Source organism: Stenotrophomonas sp. YJH_SMC_4 (assembly GCF_059371575.1).
This window is the reverse complement of the sequence record NZ_JCAFUR010000023.1, coordinates 12670-32646: the sequence shown is the minus strand read 5'-3', so window position 1 is coordinate 32646 and position 19977 is coordinate 12670. Positions and strand designations below refer to the sequence as shown.

Sequence of the window (19977 nt, the reverse complement as noted above, 5' to 3'; positions counted from 1 at the left end):
ACACCGTCGGCGGATGTCCATCGGGGTCATCGCCGGCATCGCGCACGATGCCGGCATCCTCGGCTGCGATTACGAGGATCGCCACAAAGGCGCGTATTTTGACCGCCACTTAACAACCGATCCCGAATGACGTGATGCATTTCGCATCGTCACCTTCGGTCGGTATGCTGTGCCGCATGCAGCCAAAGAAATACGCCCTGCCGCTGATGGTCCTGTCGCTGGCCGCCACCTCCGTGGCCAACGCGCGCGGCACCATCGACAAGGTGGACATCAAGGGATTGGACAAGGGCGACGACGCCGCGATCATCGAGAACATCCAGGAATCGCTGTCGCTGTACGACACGATCGGCAAGGAACAGGGCGAATCGCGCCTGGAGTACCTGCTGTCACAGGCCGAGCGGCAGACCCGCCAGGCACTGGAACCCTTCGGGTACTACAACCCGGTGATCAAGGTCGAGGCGCCGCGCGAGGACGAGCATGTGCGGGTGCTGATCCATGTCGACAAGGGCACCCCGGTGACCGTGCGCCGTGAGCACATCGACATCACCGGGCCGGCGATGTATGACCAGTACCTGCAGGACGACCTGGCCGCATTCAAGCCCCGCAAGGGCCAGCGCTTCGAGCACACGCAGTACGAAGCCAGCAAGATCACCATCACCCGTCGCCTGGCCGAGCGTGGCTACTTCGATGCCGACTACACCCAGCGCCAGGTACAGATCACCCGCGCCGACAACGCAGCCGACATCGACCTGACCTGGGACAGCGGCCGCCGCTACAACATGGGGCCGGTGCGTTTCGAGCAGGATTACTTCGTCGACAAGCTGTTCGACCCGCTGGTGTACTGGGAACAGGGCAGCTACTTCCACGAGGGCAAGCTGGACCGGCTGCGCGAGTCGCTGACCAAGCTGGACTACTTCAGCGTGATCGACATCCAGCCACGGCCCGACCAGGCCGATGCCAACGGCGAAGTGCCGGTGGATGTGAAGCTGACCCGCGCCAAGCGCACCATCTATACCGCGGGTCTGAGCTATGGCAGCGAGAGTGGCCCGGGTGTGCGCGGCGGCATCGAGCGGCGGTTCCTGAACAACCGCGGGCACAAGATGAACACGCAGCTGGACTATGCGCAGAAGCGCAAGAGCCTGGTGACCAGCTACCGCATCCCCGCCTTCAACTGGCTTGACGGCTGGTACACCTTCGCCGCCAGTGCGTATGACGAGCAGACCGATTACATCGACCTGCGCAACTTCAAGCTGATCGCCAGCCGCAGCGGCGAGATCAACGAGCACTGGACCGCGATCGCCTCGATCAACGCACTGCGCGAGCGTTGGCGCTATGCCTCCGGCACTGAATTCACCGATGCCGTCTACAACACCTCGACGCTGGTGTACCCGCAGATGGTTGCCGACTACGTCAACGTCGACGACGAGATGTTTCCGCGCAAGGGCATCAGCGGTACTGCGACGATGCGTGCCGGCGTTGAAGGTGCCGGCTCGGACACCAGCTTCGTGCAGGCCAACGCCGTGCTGCGCTGGTACATCCCGGTGGGTGAAAGCAACCGCCTGATCCTGCGCGGCGAGGGGGGTACCACCTGGACCAGCGATCTGGTGGCGATGCCGCCGAGCCTGCGCTACTTCGCGGGCGGTGACCGCAGCATCCGCGGTTACGCCTACCGCGAAGTCGGCCCGCGCACACCCAAACCCGACAAATACGCGCTGGGCGCCAAGAACCTGGTGATCGGCTCGGCCGAGTACGAGCACTACTTCAATGGCGGCCCGTGGGGCGCGGCGGTGTTCGTCGATACCGGCAGCGCCTTCGACAACACCATTGATCTGCACACCGGCGTCGGCTTCGGCGTGCGTTGGAAATCGCCGGTGGGCCCGGTGCGCGTGGATATCGCGCATGGCCTGAACAACCCGGATTCGCAGTTCCAGCTTTACCTCAACATCGGAGCGGACCTGTGAGCACGCCCGCACCCACCCCGAACACGCCGCCGCCGCGCGTGCGTTTCTACCGCCGCCGCCGCTTCTGGGCGTGGTCCGGCGTGGGCGTGATCGGCCTGGTGCTGCTGGCGTTGCTGGCGGTGTACTGGCTGCTGCAGACCGTGGCCGGCCGCGACGTGCTGCTGGCACAGGTGGTGGCGCGGCTGCCGGTGGGCGCCAGCTTCACCTGGGACAAGGTGGACGGGCCGGTGGCCGGTCCGCTGACCCTGTACAACGTCGACTTCCGCTACGACGACATCCATTTCCACGCCGAGCGCGCGCACCTGGAGCCGGACCTGCGCCCGCTGCTGGGCCGCAAGCTGCTGCTGGACAAGCTGGAGCTGACCAACGCGACGCTGAACCTGGCCAAGAGTGACGAGCCGTTCAAGCTGCCGTCGTGGCCCGATTCGCTGCCGCAGATCGAAATGCCGCTGGCGATCCAGGCCGATGCCATTGCCATCGACGGCTTCCGCATCAGCCAGGCCAACGAGCCGGTGATCGACATCAGCCGTGTGCGGGGTGGCATCGAGATCGCCAACGGCGAGTTCCAGGCGCACAGACTGGTCGTGGACAGCGACATGGGCAATTTCACCGCCCAGGGCCGCTACATCCCGGCCAAGGACTACGACACCGACGTGACCGTCACCGCAGTGTTGCCGGCCCCGCGTGGCCGTACCGCAGCGACGGTGGGGCTGGTGGCACGCGGTGACCTGGCGCACATGGAAGTGGCCGTAGCCGGGCGCGCGCCGAAGCCGCTGCACGCGATGCTGGTGTTCGATGGCCGCACCGATCCGAGCTGGAGCGCCAGCATCCGCAGCGACGAACTGGATCTGGCGCTGCTGTCGCCGGCACTGGCCAGCTCGGCGATCGCACCACTCGCACTGGACTTCACCGCGGCTGGCAAGGGCGGCAACGCCAACCTGCGTGGCAAGGTGAAGCAGGGTGATCAGGAGCTGGAGCTGGCACCGTCGGTGGTGTCGCTGCAGGACCAGGTGCTGAAGGTGTCGCCCCTGCTGGTGAAAGGGCTTGGCGGTGAGGCACGGCTGGAAGGCACCGCCGACTTCAGCCAGGAAGACCAGCAGAAACTCAATTTCTCGGTGGTCGCCCATGACCTGACCTACGTGCCGGCGCCCGATCCGAACACGGCCGGCAGCGCACCGGTGCCGGTCACCCTGAAGGAAGCGCGCTTCGGCCTGGCCGGTACGTTGAAGGCGTGGGCCGCGATCGGCCGTGCCGATGTCGAACGCGAAAAGCAGAAGGCACAGCTGCAGTTCGACGTACGCGGCAATGACCAGGCCGCGTTGATCCACCAGCTGCAGGCGCAGACGCCGGGTGGGCAGCTGCAGGTGGAAGGCCAGGTGGCGTGGGCACCGCAGCTGGACTGGGATGCCAAGGCCACGCTGAAGGACTTCGACCCCGGCTATTTCGTGCCGGGCTGGAACGGCCGCCTGTCCGGCAACCTGGCCTCCAAGGGCCGCCAGCTGCCGCCGCCGGCAAACGCGCCGCCGGGCACCGCCGGCACGCTGGAAGCCACCGTCGACCTGCCGTCGCTGAAGGGCATCCTGCGCCAGCGCAATCTCGACGCACAGGGCAAGTTCGCGCTGCAGGGCGCGCAGGGCCAGGGCGACCTGAAGCTGTCGCTGGGCAGCAGCCGGGTGACCGCGTCGGGCAAGGTCGGCGACCGCCTCGACATCGACGCGCGTTTCGAACCGCTGCAGCTGAGCGATCTGCTGCCCGGCGCCGATGGCGGCCTGCGTGGACAGGTACAGGTGAAGGGCCCGCGCGATGCGCCGGACATCACCGCCGACCTGGTCGGCAACAACCTCAACTGGGACGGCTACGGCGCCGAGAGCGTGAGCATCAAGGGCCACCTGCCATGGCGCGGCGACAGCGGCACGCTGGCGGTGCAGGGCCAGCAGGTCAACGCCGGCATGCTGCTGGAACGCTTGAACGTGGATGCGCAGGGCAGTGTCTCCAACCTGCGCCTGGCCGCGCAGACCCGCAACGAGATGGGCGCGATCGAGCTGCAGGGCAGCGTCCGCCAGCAGGGCGCGCAGTGGCGCGGCGAACTGGCGTCGCTGCGTATCGCACCGGTGAAGGGTGATGCCTGGTCGTTGCGTGCACCGGCGGCGTTCGCGATCAACGGCAGCACCTACACCCTGTCCGAAGCCTGCCTGGCCGCGGCCAGCAGCGGCGCGCTGTGCGCACAGGCCAACTGGCCGCGTGAGGGCCTGGTGGTGCGCAGTGATGCGCTGCCGCTGGCGCTGGTGCAGCCGTGGCTGCCGCCGCAGTCCGGCCGCCGCATCTACCTGCGTGGCGATGTCAGCCTGGACGCGCAGATCCGCCCGCGCGGCAATGCCTGGGAAGGCCATGTAGAGGTGCGCTCGAAGGAAGGCGGCGTGCGCCTGGGCGAGAACCGCAACACCGTGGGGGATACCACCCGCGGCGAGCTGGTGCGTTATGACCAGTTCTCGCTCAAGCTCGACATGACCCCGGCCAGCATCAAGGGCTACCTGGGCATGGGCTTCCAGGGCAACGGCTTCGTCGATGCCAGGATGCAGACCGGCTGGGAAGCCAGTGCGCCGCTGAACGGCGAGCTCTACCTCAACATGTCGCGGCTTTACTGGCTGGAGCTGTTCTCGCCGGACATCGTGCGCCCGACCGGCCTGATAGAGGGCCACGTCAGCCTGCGCGGTACGCGCGGCCAGCCATCGCTGGGCGGTGATGCCCAGCTGAGCAACTTCAAGGGCGAGTTCCCCGCGCTGGGCCTGACCTTCGACCAGGGCAAGGGCAGCTTCGTGGCCCAGCCCGACGGTTCGGCAAAGATCACCGCGCAGGCCAACTCGGGCCAGGGCACGCTGTACGTGGATGGTGGCCTGTCGTGGTTTGGTGATGCACAGCCGCTGCAGCTGAAGATCCATGGCGAGAACGTGCTGCTGTCCAACACCAGCGAGCTGCGCATCGTCGCCAACCCCAACCTCGGCTTCACCCTGGCCAAGGCGGCGATGGAGCTGCGCGGCACCGTGCACGTGCCCGAGGCCGACATCGATCTCGAACGCCTGGATCGTGGCACCTCGGTGTCCGAGGACGTGGTGGTGCTGGACCCGGCCGACCCGGAAGAGTCGCGCACCTCGCCGCTGGACATGGACCTGACCGTCAGCCTTGGCGACAAGGTCAAGATGACCGGCTTCGGCCTGAAGGGCGCGCTGACCGGCAAGATGCAGGTCTGGGCCAAGCCTGGCCGCGAAATGACCGCCAATGGTGGCCTGGAAGTGAGTGGTCGCTACAAGGCATACGGGCAGGACCTGACCATCACCCGTGGCAACCTCACCTGGAACTACAACGCGGTGTCCGACCCGCGCATCAACATCCGTGCCGAGCGCCGGATCGGTGATGTCACCGCCGGCATCGACGTGACCGGGCGTGCACAGCAGCCGCGCGCGGACGTGTGGTCCGAGCCGGCGATGTCGCAGTCCGAGGCACTGGCCTACCTGGTGCTGGGGCGCAGCCTGACCGGTGCCAGCAGCGACCAGGCCCAGCAGGTCAACGCGGCCTCGGCGGCGCTCTCGGCTGGCAGCGGCCTGCTGGCGTCGCAGCTGGGCGCCAAGCTGGGCCTGGACGATGCCGGCGTGAGCCAGTCGCGCGCGCTGGGTGGCTCGGTGATCGGGGTCGGCAAGTACATCTCGCCCAAGCTGTACGTCGGCTACGGCGTGTCGCTGGTCGGTGCCGGTTCGGTGATCACGCTGAAGTACCTGCTGCGTCGTGGCTTCGACGTGGAAGTGGAGTCGAGCACGGTGGAAAACCGTGGGTCGATCAACTGGCGGCGGGAGAAGTAACCCGCCGCCATTCAACCGTTGCCGGTGCCAGGGTCCAGCTGGCTCACGACTGCGAATGAGGGAGCAGGCCTGCGCGGACGAGGCCCGTGCGTGAGCACGCCTTGCCCATCGAGCGGCGACGGTGGTTCGGCCGGTGTTGGCGCGGACGCCGTTCGCGATGGAGTCCACCCCACGAAGTGCGCCAGCATGAGGGCGCCGGACACGATGACCACCGAGGCATGGATTGCCGCGCGTTTCATGCCGGACGTGTTGAGCGCACGTGGTCGCACGGCATCACCCAGTAGTGCCAGCACCGCCAGAACCGCCAGTACGATCAGCGCGCCCAGCAGGCAGCGGACAATCGCGACCTGCAACTTCGGGATGTTGAAGCGCCTGGGCTGCGATATCGCCAGCCAGAAGGCGACCTGATCCGCGTCCAGTGGCGCCAGCGTGTCGCGGACGGTATGCACCCCCAGATGCTGCATCGTGCGCCGCATGGTGCCTGCGCGCCCGGGCACGCAGGACGACAGCAGCGATTGCAGCCAGTGCCACGGCCGGGTCAAGCGTTCCACGCGGGCACGGGCTTCATGGGGGGACACCCGATCCTGCGGTCGGTCCAGTGCTGTGGTGAGGGCCGCATGGTTGCGCGGCTGCAGCTGCCAGTGGCGATGCAGTTGGCTGCGTCGTGCACGGACCCGGTAGGGATCGATATCAGCCCGGATCTCATTCCAGCAGAAGTATCGACCGAGCAGATCGAAATTGGACTCGCACAGCGGGCCGCCCTGGTGCAGCAGCTGCTGCAGGACCACGTCACCGATACGTGGCCTGTCGGCCAATGACCACAGCTCCGGACGCCCGGCCAGCCAGTGCTCGAAGCTGGCCGGGTCGGTGTCGCCGGCGGTGTTGATCAGCAGGCGCGCAAACCGGGGCAGGTTCAATGATGGCTCCACCACATCGTCCGGCATGTCGGTGTCGAGCGTGCATGGATGATGCAGCTCCGGCATGTGGTCCATCGGCGAATGGCTGTCGTACGGCGCCAGTGGCTCGGGCGGGCTGTTGTCCGCAGGCGTGGTCGCGAGCGCTTCTGCACTGCTTTCCTCCTGCCACTGCGCACGGTTGCGTATCCACCGCAGCGCTTCCTGATAAGCCTCGTGCAGCGTCTGGAATGCCACCGGGTCTTCGTCCGGGCGCGCCGCGCGCAGTCTCTGCGCGTAGGCGCGCTTGATCGCCCGTTCGTCGGCGCTGGCGTCGAGCCCGAGAGCGTCCAGCGCCCGGTTCACGCAGTGTTTCCAGAGGCCGGCGGAAGCCGGTCAATCGGCGCGTGACGACGCGCGCGGTGCACGAACTCGGCGCCCCACTGCAGCAGGGTGAGAACGATGCCTGCTTCGGCGATCAGCATGGCAAGTACCATGAACACGCCGTGGCGGACTCCGAATCGCATCCGGGCACCGACGCGTCGCCACAGGCGCGCAGTCGCCAAGGGCAGTGCCATGAAGATCAGCAGCGTACCCTCCATGCGGTGGCCCAGGCCATGGACAAGAACCAGGCTGCCGATCGCCATCAACGGCGCAGGTAGGGCCAGCAGCAGCCCTGCACGCCGATGAGTGAGGTCAAGCGTAAGTTGGCGCAGCGCCCAGCGAACAGGCACCCACAGTACTCCCATCACCGCCAGCAGCAGGCCCAGGAGCGCCCCCATCTGGACGAATATCGAGGCTTCGCCCGCCTTTCCCTGGACCAACGAGACACCTGCGATTCCACCGAAGAACAACAGGCTGCAGACGCCCAGCAGCACGCCACGCAGCGCGTTCACCTGCCAGCGCCACCGCCTGGGCCGGGAGACGTCGGCAAGACTTCGCCAGAACAGGATCTGCTGCGGATGCCATGCCTCGGGCAACTGCTCGCTTCCCCCCGACTCGATGGCATCCAGCAGCGCGTTGACTTCACTGATGTGCTCGGGCAGCTGCGCCTGCCAGAGGGATCGCCGCAGGTTCCATGGCTGCGACAGGTAGCGCAGGCAACGACTGACTGTGATCCTCCCCAACCGCAGGCTGCCCTCTTGTTCAAGCAGTGCCGACAGCTCTGCCGCATTCCCGGTCTCGGCGGCCCAGCGTCGATGACCGCGCGACTGGATCGATGCCAGCCTGTCCGGATCCACGCCATCGTGTACATCATCCCAGCCAAAGCAGCGTGCCAGCAGACCCATGTTGGCTGCGCTGACGCTGTTGTGACTGCGTGCCAGTTCATCCAGCAGCGCGTCGCCCACCAATGGCTTGTAGCGCAGCGACCACAGCACCGGCGTGGCCTCCAGCCAGGGGCCGAAGTCTTCAGGGGAAGACAGATGGGCCATGCGCAGGATCGTGTGCGCATGGCCCGATACGTGGACCGCTCCCTCCAGTTCCGCCACTTGTGCCGTGCGCAGCAGCACAGGCGTGCCGCGAGGTGGCCATGGAGGCGAGTACGAACGCGTTTCGGGCGGCGCCCATGCCACGTCTGCGTCGGGCGGCCAGGGTGCGATGTCGGTTGCATGCTCCGCCGGTTCGTCTTCGTCTGCGGTATTGGCCAGCGCTTCCTGGCGGACCCAGTCCAATGCCGCCTGATAGGCCTCATGCAGGTGCTGGAAGGCGATGGGATCCTCGTCGGGTCGAGTCACCCGCAGGCGATTTGCATAGGCGCGCTTGATCGCGCGCTCGTCAGCGGCTTCGTCCAGCTCCAGGACGTGAAGTGCCCAGCTCATGCATCGCGCTCGAGGGTGTCCAGTGCCTCGTCCAGCTGACGGCGATGACGCTCGACGGCAATGGCGTCCTGGCCTTCCAGCACATGGCGGAAGCTGCTCAGCCACGACTGCAGCTGTTCGCGGTGATGGATGCGTTCCTCGTACAGGCGCTCGGTGCGGGCGATCACCGCGAGGTTGGGCTGGGCGTCACGCGGGTGGATCTTCAGCGCTTCCAGTGCGCGCAGGCGCTGCTGGATCTCTTCGGGTGACAGCAGCCCGGGATTCTGTTCCAGGATGAGCTCGTGGCGCTTGCCGGTGGCATCCTCAGTGACTTCGACCTGCAGCAGCCCGTTCACGTCGTAGGTAAAGCGGGCGGTGACGCTGCGCTCCTGCATCGGGACAGAATGGGTCAGCGGCACGGTCAGCTCACCGAGCTTGATGTTGCGATCCACCGTCGGGCTCTCGCCCTGGAACACGTCGATACGGATGGCGTCCTGCCGCTCGTGCAGCGGGTAGAAGCGATCCTCGCGGCTGACCGGCACCACGCTGTTGCGCTGGATGATCGGGTGGAAGTAGCCGCTGCGTTCGCCACCGGCAGCATCCTGGCGGGACACCTGCGTGCCGAGCGTGTAGGGGCAGACATCGGTCAACACGACTTCGCGCAAGGATTCGTCGCGCGCCTTCAATCCCGCTGCAACGGCGGCGCCCTAGACAATCGCCTGGTCCGGATGGATATGGCGCAGCGGAAGCCGACCGAACATGCGGGTCGCCAGCTTGCTGACCATCGGCATGCGTACCGCACCGCCGACCAGGATGATGTCGTCCAGCGCGTCGGGCTTGAGCCGGGCGTCGCGGATCGCGCGTTCGATGGGCCCACGCATGCGCAGCAGCAGCGGTTCGCAGAGCTGGGTGTAGCGCGCCTCGTCCATCTGCCACTGGCGTTCGCTGCCGGCCAGGGGCAACTGCAGGCTGGCAGCGCCGCTCAGGCTGAGTTCGCGCTTGAACAGTTCCAGTCGACGCAGCAGCTGCGCCTGTTCGGCAGCGGACAGGTCGCTGGTGGACGTGCCCTGGTCGGCATGGAAGGCCCGCACCAGTACCTGCAGGAAATCCTCGCCGCCCAGGAAATTGTCGCCGGCGCTGGCATGCACTTCGACCACGCCGTCGAACAGTTCCAGGATGGAGACGTCGAAGGTGCCACCGCCCAGGTCCAGCACCAGCACGCAGCCTTCGCCGTCACGCTCCTGCAGGCCATAGGCCAGCGCGGCGGCCGTGGGTTCATTGATCAGGCGCTCGACGCGGATGCCGGCCAGCTCGCCGGCTGCCCGGGTAGCCTTGCGCTGGGCGTCGGAGAAATAGGCCGGTACGCTGATCACTGCCTCCTCCACCTTGTGGCCCAGTGCGGCTTCGGCGTCAGCCAGCAGCGAGCGCAGCACCATGGCCGAAAGCTCCTCGGGGCGGAAACTGCGCTCACCCAGCCGGGTCTCGCGATCGCTGCCCATCCAGCGCTTGAAGTGGGCCACGGTCTGCTGTGGATGGCTGACCAGGCGGTCGCGGGCTGGCTGGCCAACCAGCACGGCGCCATCGACCAGGCTCACCACCGACGGGGTCAACAGCTCGCCATGGGCATTGGGGAACAGGCGCGGTCCATCCGACGAATGCACACCGATGAGCGAGTGCGTCGTGCCCAGGTCGATTCCAACAATCATCTGCTGACGTCCGTTGTGCAGGGAACCGCGATTGTAGGAGTGGCCCCGACCCCCTGACCATCGGGCGTTGCCCGACAGCGCCCCACGGGCTATGGTCCCGGGCTGTTCAGTCGTACCGGATTGCCTCATGTCATCACGCAAAGCCCTTCCCACCGCCCTGGCCCTGGGCCTGACCCTCGCCGCCGGTGCCCACGCCGATGAAGGCATGTGGATGCCGACGCAGCTGCCGGAGCTGGCCAAGCCGCTGCAGGCCGCAGGTTTCAAGGGCAATCCGGCCGACCTGGCCAATGTCACCGCGCCGCCGCTGAGCGCCGTGGTGCGCGCCGGTGGTGGTACCGGTTCGTTCGTGTCCGCCGACGGCCTGCTGCTGACCAACCACCACGTGGCGATGGGCGTGATCCAGTACAACAGCTCGCCCGAGCACGACCTGATCACTGGTGGCTTCATCGCCAACGGCCGTGCCGACGAGCGCCCGGCCAACCCGGACTTCCGCGTGCTGGTCACCGTCGGCTTCGACAAGGTGACCGATCAGGTGCTGGCGCAGGCGCGTGGCAAGACCGGCCGTGCCTACTTCGATGCTGTCGATGCGGCCAGCAAGCAGATCGTGGCCGAGTGCGAGAAGGACGGCAGCGTGCGCTGCTCGGTGGCCAACATGTACTACGGCACCGACTTCTACCGGATCGCCCAGCTGGAACTGAGCGACGTGCGCCTGGTGTACGCGCCGCCGCGTGCGATCGGCAACTACGGCGACGAGATCGACAACTTCATGTGGCCGCGCCACACCGGCGACTTCACCCTGCTGCGCGCCTACGTGGGCAAGGACGGCAAGCCGGCCGCCTACAGCAAGGACAACGTGCCCTACCAGGCGCCGGCACACCTGCAGATGTCGGTGGAAGGCCCGAAGGAAGGCGACTACGCGATGCTGGCCGGTTACCCGGGCATCACCTACCGCCATCGTACCGCGGCCGAATTCGCTGGCCAGATCGATACCGTGCTGCCGCGCCGCGTGTCGGTGTTCCAGCAGATGATCGACACCATCGAGGCCGCCAGCGCCAAGGATGCACAGGCGCGCACCCGCTACGCCTCGCAGCTGCAGTCGCTGAAGAACAACCGCAAGCGCGCCGCCGGCGAGCTGGAAGGCCTGCTGCGCAGCGACGCCAAGGCCCAGCGTGCTGCCGACGAGACGGCGATGCTCGCTGCCACCGACCGCAAGTACCAGGGCGACATCAAGGCGTTGCTGGCCAACCTGTCGCAGGGCGCGGCGGTGGGCGAGCGTGACCTGCTGCTGGACCAGATGGCCGCGCAGAGCCAGCTGCTGCGTTCGGCGTTGCTGCTGGAGCGCCTGCGCATCGAATCGGCCAAGCCGGACGCGCAGCGCGAAAGCGGCTACCAGCAGCGCGACCAAGCGATGATCGAAGGCGTGCTCAAGCAGGTCCAGCGCCGTTACGCACCGGAGGTCGAGAAGGCGCTGCTGACCACCCTGCTGACCCGCTACCAGCAGCTGCCGGACGCGCAGCGCGTGGCCGAGTTCGACGCGGCCTTCGGCCGTACCCCGCAGCAGCTGGCCAAGGCGCTGGACACCCTGTATGCGGGCACCCAGCTGGGTGACGAGGCGCAGCGCCTGTCGCGCTTCGCTGCCGCACGCGAAGGCAAGGCGCTGGCCGCCGATCCGCTGATCGCCGTGGCCGGCCCGCTGGTGGCCGCGCAGCTGCGCATCGAGAACGAGAGCAAGACCCGCGAAGGCGAGCAGCTGCGCCTGCGCCCGGCCTACATGCAGGCGCTGTTCGCCTGGCGTGCCAAGCAGGGCCGCGCCGTGTACCCGGATGCCAACCGCACCCTGCGCATCAGCTACGGCAAGGTCGAGGCGCTGCACCCGCGCGATGGCGTGACCTACTCGCCGGTGACCACCGTGGCCGGCATCGTCGAGAAGAACACCAACGCTTATCCGTTCGATGCACCCAAGCCGCTGCTGGCGGCGATTGCCAAGGGTGACTTCGGCAGCACCGCCGACCCGGCGCTGAAGACCCAGACGGTCAACTTCCTGACCAACCTGGATACCACCGGCGGCAACTCCGGCTCGCCGGTGCTCAACGCCAAGGGCGAACTGATCGGCCTGAACTTCGACAGCAACTGGGAATCGGTCAGCGCCAGCTGGTGGTTCGACCCGCGCTACAAGCGCGCCGTGCACGTGGACATGCGCTACCTGCGCTGGCTGCTGGCCAAGGTCTACCCGGCGCCCGAGCTGCTGAAGGAAATGGGCGTGCCGGCCCAATAACGCCGGTACCTGGCAGGTGCCCACCGCTTCCTGGTGGGTGCCCATTGATTCCCGGTAGGTGCCCACTGTCAGTGGGCACGGATGTCCCCGTCACGACCAACGGTCGTGACCCACCAGACGGGCCAACGGTCGTGACCCACCGCCATGACCTACCCTCACGACCAACGGTCGTGATCTACTGAACCCTGTTCCGACGGAAACGCACGCGTGGTCTCCAGCTGGATCCTGCTGCTGGTCTCGGTTGCCTATGCCGCGCTGCTATTCGGCGTGGCGTGGTGGGGTGACCGCCGGCCGATGTACCCCGACCGGCCGTGGCTGCGGCCGGTGGTCTACAGCCTGGCGCTGGCCGTGTACTGCTCGTCGTGGACCTTCTACGGCGCGGTGGGTACCGCCGTGCGCAACGGCATCGGCTACCTGCCGATCTATATCGGTCCGTTGCTGCTGCTGTTGTTCGGCTGGCGCATCATCGAACGCCTGGCGCTGATCGCCCGCAGCCAGAACGTGGTCTCCATCGCCGATTTCATCTCCTCGCGCTTCGGCCGCTCGCGGCGGTTGGCGGCACTGGTGGCGATCATCGCCCTGATCGGCATCATCCCGTACCTGGCCCTGCAGTACAAAGCGGTGGCGATGAGCCTGCAGGTGCTGACCGGCAACAGCGGCCCGACCGGCTTCTTCACCGATCCGGCGCTGTACGTGGCGCTGCTGATGGCGCTGTTCGCCACCCTGTTCGGCACCCGCCAGGTCGACGCCACCGAGCACCACCACGGCATGATGCTGGCGATCGCCTTCGAATCGGTGATCAAGCTGCTGGCCATGCTGGCCGTGGGCGTGTTCGCCTACCTGTGGCTGAGCAACCGCACCGACGCGGTGGTCGAGTCGGTGCATACGCTGTTCACCGGCCTGCCGCCGGTGGGCTTCATCTCGCAGACCCTGCTCAGCTTCCTGGCCATCATCTGCCTGCCACGCCAGTTCCACGTGGCCGTGGTCGAGTGCGGTGACGTGCGCGACGTACGCCGCGCGCGCTGGATGTTCGGTGGCTACCTGGTACTGATCTCGGGCATGGTGCTGCCGATCGCCACCGCCGGCGTGACCCTGTTCGGCACCGGCGGCAGCGTCGCCGACGACTCGATGGTGCTGGCCCTGCCGCTGGCCGAAGGCCGCAACGCGCTGGCGCTGATCGCCTATGTGGGCGGCTTCTCCGCCGCCACCGGCATGGTCATCGTCTCGTCCATCGCGCTGGCCACCATGGTCAGCAACGATCTGGTGATGCCGGTGCTGCTGCGTCGCAGTGGCGACCATCAGGAAGCCGCCGACGTTGCCTCGCGCGTGCTGTGGATCCGCCGCCTGGCGATCCTGCTGCTGGCGCTGATGGCCTACAGCTACTACCGCACCAGCAGCAACGACAGCACGCTGGCCTCGTACGGCCTGATGGCGTTCGCGGCGGTGGCGCAGTTCGCGCCCGGGCTGATCGGCGGTCTGTACTGGCGCGGCGCGAGCCGGCGTGGTGTCGAGGTGGGCATGCTGCTGGGCTTCGCCACCTGGCTGTACACACTGCTGCTGCCGGCGATGACCATGGCCGGCTGGGTCGATGCTGGCTGGGTGCAGCACGGCCCGTTCGGCATCGAGTGGCTGCGCCCGCAGCAGCTGTTCGGCATGACCGGCTGGGACCCGCTGACCCATGGCACGTTCTGGTCGCTGCTGGTCAATGCGGCGACGATGATGCTGGTGTCTGCACGCTGGCGGCCCGGTGTGGACGAGCGGCTGCGCGCCGCGCCGTTCCTCGACCCGTATGCCGAACGACCGTCGGTGGCGGGTGGTTGGCCGGGTCACGTGCATGTGGGCGATCTGCTGGCGCTGGCTTCGCGCGTGGTCGGCGAGCGCCACGCGCGGCGTTCGTTCTTCGAGCAGGCACAGTCGCTGGGCCGCGAGCTGCAATCCTCGGCGCCGGCCGACCGGCCGTGGGTGCAGTTCACCGAACGCCTGCTGGCCGCGTCGATTGGTGCGGCCTCGGCGCGCCTGCTGCTGACCAGCCTGCTGCGTGGCTCGGGCATGGACCTGGGCGAAGTGGTGGCGGTGCTGGACGAAGCCGGGCAGGAACTGCGCTTCAACCGCGAGATCCTGTCGACCACGCTGGAGAACATCAGCGCCGGGGTCAGCGTGGTCGATCCGGACATGCGCCTGACCGCATGGAATCGTCGTTACCAGGACATGTTCGGCTACCCCGACGGCATGCTCTACGTAGGTCGCCCTGTGGCCGACCTGATCCGCTACAACGCCGAGCGCGGCGAGCTGGGCGAGGGTGATATCGAAGTGCAGATCAACCGACGCATCGGCTACATGCGCGCGGGGTCACCGCACGTGTTCGAGCGCACCCGCAGCGATGGCAAGGTGATCGAGATGCGTGGCCAGGCGCTGCCCGGCGGCGGTTACGTGACCAGCTACAACGACATCACCGACTACAAGCACGCGGAAAAGGCCCTGCTGGAAGCCAACGAAACGCTGGAACAGCGCGTGGCCGAGCGTTCGCATGAGGCCGAGGTCGCGCAGCAGTCGAAGACCCGCTTCCTGGCGGCGATCAGCCATGACGTGCTGCAGCCACTGAACGCCGCACGCCTGTTCGCTTCCGCGCTGCGCGACAGCGATCACGTGAGCGATGAGCAGAAGCACCTGGCCGAGCGTGTGGATGCGTCGTTGCGTGCGGCCGAAGAGCTGCTCGATGGCCTGCTGGATGTGTCTCGGCTGGATGCCGGTGGCCTGCACCCGGTGATCGGCGAGTTCGACGTGAGTGCGTTGATGCGTGAGCTGGCCGCGCAGTACACCCCGGTCGCCGCCGGCCGTGGCCTGCGCCTGGACCTGTTCGCACGCCCGGCATGGGTGCGCAGTGACCGCCGCCTGCTGCGCCGCGTGCTGCAGAACTTCCTGGCCAACGCGCTGCGTTACACCCGCCAGGGTCGCATCGTGCTGGCCGTGCGCCAGCGCGGCGATGAAGTGGAGCTGCAGGTCTGGGATACCGGTCCTGGCATTCCCGAGCACCACATGCGGCAGATCTTCGATGAGTTCCACCGCTACCAGCAGCCGTTCGACTGGGGCGAGCAGGGCCTGGGCCTGGGCCTGTCGATCTGCCAGCGCATCTCGCGTCTGCTTGACCATCGCCTCAATGCGCGCAGCCGGGTCGGCAAGGGATCGATGTTCTCGATCATTCTGCCGCGGGTGGCACCATTGCCGGGTTACACCGAGCTGGCCACGCCGGTACAGGCGGTGGCCGCACCGGTACGCAGCGATTCGCTGGCTGGCCTGCGCGTGCTGTGCGTGGACAACGACGAGGAGATCCTCGACGGCATGCGCGCACTGCTCGGCCGTTGGCAGGTGCAGGTGATCACGGCATCGACGGTGGATCAGGCGTTGGAGAAAGTGGCCGAACGGCCACAGGTGATGCTGGTCGACTACCACCTGCACGACCGCATGGATGGCCTGGACGCCCTGGTGGCCCTGCGCGAAGCCGCCGGTTACCCGCTGCCGGGTGCGCTGCTGACCGCCGATGGTCGCGACGAGCTGAAGCGGATGGCACGCGAACGTGGCTATCGCGTGCTGACCAAGCCGATCAAGCCGGCCTCGCTGCGCGCCTTCCTCGGCGCGCTGCGCGACGCGCAGTAGTGCCGGCCGCTGGCCGGCAACCACGTAATCGCGGAAGCGTTACCCCACGCCGTGCAGGTGCTCGTACAGGATCGTCGCACCGATGATCACCAGGATCACGCCACCGATGATCTCGGCACGCTTGCCGACCATGCTGCCCAGCACGCGGCCGAGCATGATGCCGGCGGTGACCATGGTCAGCGTGCACAGGCCGATGACCGCGGCCATCACGCCGATATGCACATCCATGAAGGCCAGGCCGATACCCACCGCCATCGCATCGATGCTGGTGGCGAAACCGGTCAGCGCCAGCTTCCAGAAGCCGTGGTGCTGCGAAGGGTCTTCGTCTTCCTCGGCACTGTCCGGGCGCAGGCCGTTGTAGATCATGTGGATGCCCAGCGCGCCGAGCAGGCCGAAGGCGATCCAGTGGTCGAAGGCTTCGACGTACTGCAGCGCGGCGCGACCGAGCAGCCAGCCGATGATGGGCGTGATCGCCTCGATGACGCCGAAGATGATGCCGGCACGCAAGGCATCGCGGAACACCGGCCTGCGCATGGCCGCACCCTTGCCGATCGCGGCGGCAAAGGCATCGGTGGACATGGCAAAGCCGATCAGGAGGATCGAAATGGGGGACATGGACAGCGGCTGAGGTCGGGCCAGGACGGACGCACGGCCTGCGCTCGCGCCCAACCTGACGTTGCGCGCGCGGGCCGCTGGTCTCGCCAACCATCATGGTTGTCCACGCCACGGCGCACCGGCCGAGTATGTTGACGTGGACGATTCCTGCGAAGGAATCCGGCTACTCCCCAAGGGGACGCGAAGCTTAGCATCGCGATTCGCGCGTGGCGCATTTGCAGCGAAACGCGCAGGCAGGGCTGGTTTGTATAGCGATGGCTATATCGTGAGCGCAACGGTGCCGGGTAGTGCCGGCCGCTGGCCGGCATGCGCCACGGCGAGAGCGTGCCAAGCAAGCTTGGCACCTACCAGAGCGTTTTCAGGCGTTCCAGGTGACTGCCGGCCAGCGGCCGGCACTACCTCAATCTTCTTCCGGCGGCAGCACGATGGCGTCGTCGTCGATCGCCAGCTTGCCGGCCATCAGCACGGCTTGGGTGCGGTTGGTCACGCCCAGCTTGCGCAGGATGGCGGTGACGTGGGCCTTGATCGTCGCTTCGGAGACGTTGAGGTCGTAAGCGATCTGCTTGTTCAAGCGGCCTGCGCCCAGCATCTGCAGCACGCGGAACTGCTGCGGGGTGAGCTCGCGCAGTCGCTGGCCGACTTCGCGTTCCTCGCGCTCGGTGGGCGGCACGTTGTGCGCTTCCGGCGGCGCCCAGGTCTCGCCATCGAGGATGGTGCCCAGTGCGTGGCCGATGGTGTCCGAATCCGCAGACTTCGGAATGAAGCCCAGCGCGCCGTGGTCGAGCGCGCGGCGCATCACCGTGGCTTCTTCGCGCGCGGATACCACCACCACCGGCAGGTGCGGATGCAGCGAGCGCATGTGCACCAGCGCGTTGAAACCCTGCGCACCGGGCATGTTGAGGTCCATCAGGACCAGGTCGGCGTCGTTGTGCTGGTCGGCCAGCGCATACAGCGCTTCCACGCTGTCGGCCTCGAACAGCTGCACGCCGGGGATGACCCGCTGCACGGCGCCGCGCAGGGCTTCGCGGAACAGCGGGTGGTCATCGGCAATCAGGAGGGTGGTCATGGTCGGGGGGAACCGTGGGGGAAAGCAGATGGGGTCAGAGCCCTTTCCTTGCGGAAAGGGATCCGACCCCGGTCGTACATCAGCGCACCTTGCGCTCGTCCACCAGTGACGCCACCACCGACGGATCAGCCAGGGTCGAGGTGTCGCCGAGCTGGTCCGGCGCGTTCTCGGCGATCTTGCGCAGGATGCGGCGCATGATCTTGCCCGAGCGGGTCTTCGGCAGGCCCGGCGCCCACTGCAGGTGGTCCGGCGTGGCGATCGGGCCGATCTCCTTGCGCACCCAGGCAACCAGTTCCTTCTGCAACTCGTCGCTCGGTGCCTCTTCGGCCACAAGGGTGACGTAGGCGTAGATGCCCTGGCCCTTCACGTCGTGCGGGAAGCCGACCACGGCCGCTTCGGCCACCTTCGGGTGCGAGACCAGCGCGCTTTCCACCTCGGCGGTGCCGATGCGGTGGCCGGACACGTTGATCACATCGTCGACGCGGCCGGTGATCCAGTAGTAGCCGTCTTCGTCGCGGCGGCAACCGTCGCCGGTGAAGTAGCTGCCCGGGTAGGTGCGGAAATACGTATCGATGAAACGCTGGTGGTCGCCGTACACCGTGCGCATCTGGCCCGGCCAGGAATCACGGATGATCAGGTTGCCCTCGGTCGGGCCGTCCTGGATCTCGCCATCGGCATTGACCAGCGCCGGCTGCACGCCGAAGAAGGGCAGGGTGGCCGACCCCGGCTTGAGGTCCATCGCGCCGGCCAGCGGCGAGATCAGGATGCCGCCGGTCTCGGTCTGCCACCAGGTATCGACGATCGGGCAGCGGCTGTCGCCGACCACCTCGTAGTACCAGCGCCAGGCTTCCGGGTTGATCGGCTCGCCGACGCTGCCGAGCAGGCGCAGCGACGCGCGTGAGGTCTTCTTCACCGGTTCCTCGCCTTCGCGCATCAGCGCACGGATGGCGGTCGGGGCGGTATAGAAGATGGTCACCTTGTGCTTGTCGATGACGTTCCAGAAGCGCGAGGTGTCCGGGTAGTTCGGCACGCCTTCGAACATCAGCGAGGTCGCGCCGTTGGCCAGCGGCCCGTACACGATGTAGCTGTGGCCGGTGACCCAGCCGACGTCGGCGGTGCACCAGTAGACGTCGTCCTCGCGCAGGTCGAACACCGCTTCATGGGTGTAGGCCGCGTACAGCAGGTAACCGCCGGTGGTGTGCAGCACGCCCTTCGGCTTGCCGGTGGAACCGGAGGTGTAGAGGATGAACAGCGGGTCTTCCGCGTTCATGCGTTCCGGCTCGCAGGTAGCCGGCTGGCTGTCCACCACATCGTGGAACCAGCGGTCGCGCGGGGCCTGCATGTCCACCGCACCGCCGGTGTGGCGCACCACCAGCACGGTTTCCACGGTATTGGTGCCCGGCAGCTTCAGCGCGGCATCGACGTTGGCCTTCAGCGGAATCCTGCGGCCACCGCGCAGGCCCTCGTCGGCGGTGATGATCAGCTTGCTCTGGCAGTCGCTGACACGGTCGGCGATCGAGTTCGGCGCGAAGCCACCGAACACCACCGAGTGGATCGCACCGATGCGCGCGCAGGCCAGCATGGCTACGGCGGCATCGACGATCATCGGCAGGTAGATGGTGACGCGGTCGCCCTTCTTGACGCCGAGATTGCGCAGTGCATTGCCGAGGCGGCAGGTGCGCTCGTACAGCTCGCGGTAGGTCACGTGCTGGGCCGGTGCATCCGGGCCATCGGGCTCGAACAGCAGGGCGGTCTTGTCGCCGCGCGTTTCCAGCTGGCGATCCAGGCAGTTCACGCTGGCATTGAGCTCGCCATCTTCGAACCACTTGATGTGGAAGTCGGACAGGTCGTAGCTGACGTTCTTGATCCTGTTCGGCTTGCGCATCCACTGCAGGCGCTCGGCGGCCTTGCCCCAGAAACCATCCGGGTCGGTCACCGAAGCCTGGTACTGCTGTTCGTACGACGTCTTGTCGATGCGTGCCTTGGCGGCGAACTGCGGATCGACGGGGTAGATATCAGCCATGGCACCCTCACTTGCACGTTGACTTTGTATGTGCGGTCGCAGCATCGCAGCGACCGATCCCCTTCAGTTTGCCCCATCCATCCCCGGCCGCGTCACCACTCTGGTTAGACCATGGTCGAAAGTAAGCGCCC

The 19977-nt window shown here is 67.1% G+C and carries 9 protein-coding genes, 1 pseudogene and 1 riboswitch; of the genes and pseudogenes, 4 read left to right on the top strand and 6 right to left on the bottom strand.

Annotated elements, in window-relative coordinates; all coding sequences use genetic code 11:
• The first annotated feature begins 164 nt into the window (after positions 1–164).
• Both AC5P9F_RS18765 and AC5P9F_RS18760 read left to right on the top strand, forming a co-directional pair.
• Positions 165–1961: an autotransporter assembly complex protein TamA gene (locus AC5P9F_RS18765; RefSeq protein WP_080356711.1), complete on the top strand. Its 1797-nt coding sequence runs from the start codon at positions 165–167 to the stop codon at positions 1959–1961.
• Positions 1958–5815, top strand: a complete 3858-nt coding sequence (locus AC5P9F_RS18760; protein WP_308679502.1) for a translocation/assembly module TamB domain-containing protein — start codon at positions 1958–1960, stop codon at positions 5813–5815. Before AC5P9F_RS18765 ends, AC5P9F_RS18760 begins: the two co-directional genes overlap by 4 nt.
• A gap of 11 nt (positions 5816–5826) precedes the next feature.
• Here the strand turns inward: AC5P9F_RS18760 and AC5P9F_RS18755 are convergent, their stop codons facing one another.
• From AC5P9F_RS18755 to AC5P9F_RS18745, 3 genes and pseudogenes are all read right to left on the bottom strand, one after another.
• Positions 5827–7074 carry a J domain-containing protein gene (locus AC5P9F_RS18755; RefSeq protein ID WP_012481645.1) on the bottom strand — a complete coding sequence of 416 codons (1248 nt, stop codon included), beginning with the start codon at positions 7072–7074 and terminating at the stop codon, positions 5827–5829.
• Entirely contained in the window at positions 7071–8219 is a 1149-nt protein-coding gene (locus AC5P9F_RS18750) for a heat-shock protein (RefSeq protein ID WP_172986132.1), read from the bottom strand. Before AC5P9F_RS18750 ends, AC5P9F_RS18755 begins: the two co-directional genes overlap by 4 nt.
• Positions 8220–8524: 305 nt before the next feature.
• A pseudogene (locus AC5P9F_RS18745) lies at positions 8525–10213 on the bottom strand (Hsp70 family protein).
• A 127-nt stretch (positions 10214–10340) separates the two neighbouring features.
• On the opposite strand from AC5P9F_RS18745, the gene AC5P9F_RS18740 reads away from it, so the two are divergent.
• Both AC5P9F_RS18740 and AC5P9F_RS18735 read left to right on the top strand, forming a co-directional pair.
• Positions 10341–12488: a S46 family peptidase gene (locus AC5P9F_RS18740; protein WP_100438177.1), complete on the top strand. Its 2148-nt coding sequence runs from the start codon at positions 10341–10343 to the stop codon at positions 12486–12488.
• 207 nt (positions 12489–12695) lie between these two features.
• The gene (locus AC5P9F_RS18735) at positions 12696–16142 is read left to right on the top strand and encodes a hybrid sensor histidine kinase/response regulator (RefSeq protein ID WP_043034414.1); all 3447 of its coding nucleotides are present in this window, start codon (positions 12696–12698) and stop codon (positions 16140–16142) included.
• A gap of 39 nt (positions 16143–16181) precedes the next feature.
• On the opposite strand, the gene AC5P9F_RS18730 is transcribed toward AC5P9F_RS18735, so the two are convergent.
• From AC5P9F_RS18730 to acs, 3 genes are all read right to left on the bottom strand, one after another.
• The gene (locus AC5P9F_RS18730) at positions 16182–16757 is read right to left on the bottom strand and encodes a manganese efflux pump MntP (protein WP_049397048.1); all 576 of its coding nucleotides are present in this window, start codon (positions 16755–16757) and stop codon (positions 16182–16184) included.
• An 88-nt stretch (positions 16758–16845) separates the two neighbouring features.
• Positions 16846–16935: riboswitch (yybP-ykoY riboswitch) on the bottom strand.
• Between the two features lie 222 nt (positions 16936–17157).
• Entirely contained in the window at positions 17158–17823 is a 666-nt protein-coding gene (locus AC5P9F_RS18725) for a response regulator transcription factor (RefSeq protein ID WP_005411662.1), read from the bottom strand.
• Positions 17824–17902: 79 nt separating this feature from the next.
• Positions 17903–19846 (bottom strand): acetate--CoA ligase, encoded by a 1944-nt coding sequence (gene acs, locus AC5P9F_RS18720; RefSeq protein WP_262099341.1) that lies wholly within the window; start codon positions 19844–19846, stop codon positions 17903–17905.
• Between the last annotated feature and the right edge of the window lie 131 nt (positions 19847–19977).

Excerpts from the sequence above, each read along its gene's own strand:
- AC5P9F_RS18765 (WP_080356711.1), top strand. The coding sequence starts at position 165 with ATGCTGTGCCGCATGCAGCCAAAGAAATACGCCCTGCCGCTGATGGTC.
- AC5P9F_RS18740 (WP_100438177.1), top strand. The coding sequence starts at position 10,341 with ATGTCATCACGCAAAGCCCTTCCCACCGCCCTGGCCCTGGGCCTGACC.
- AC5P9F_RS18730 (WP_049397048.1), bottom strand. The coding sequence starts at position 16,757 with ATGTCCCCCATTTCGATCCTCCTGATCGGCTTTGCCATGTCCACCGAT.
- AC5P9F_RS18725 (WP_005411662.1), bottom strand. The coding sequence starts at position 17,823 with ATGACCACCCTCCTGATTGCCGATGACCACCCGCTGTTCCGCGAAGCC.
- acs (WP_262099341.1), bottom strand. The coding sequence starts at position 19,846 with ATGGCTGATATCTACCCCGTCGATCCGCAGTTCGCCGCCAAGGCACGC.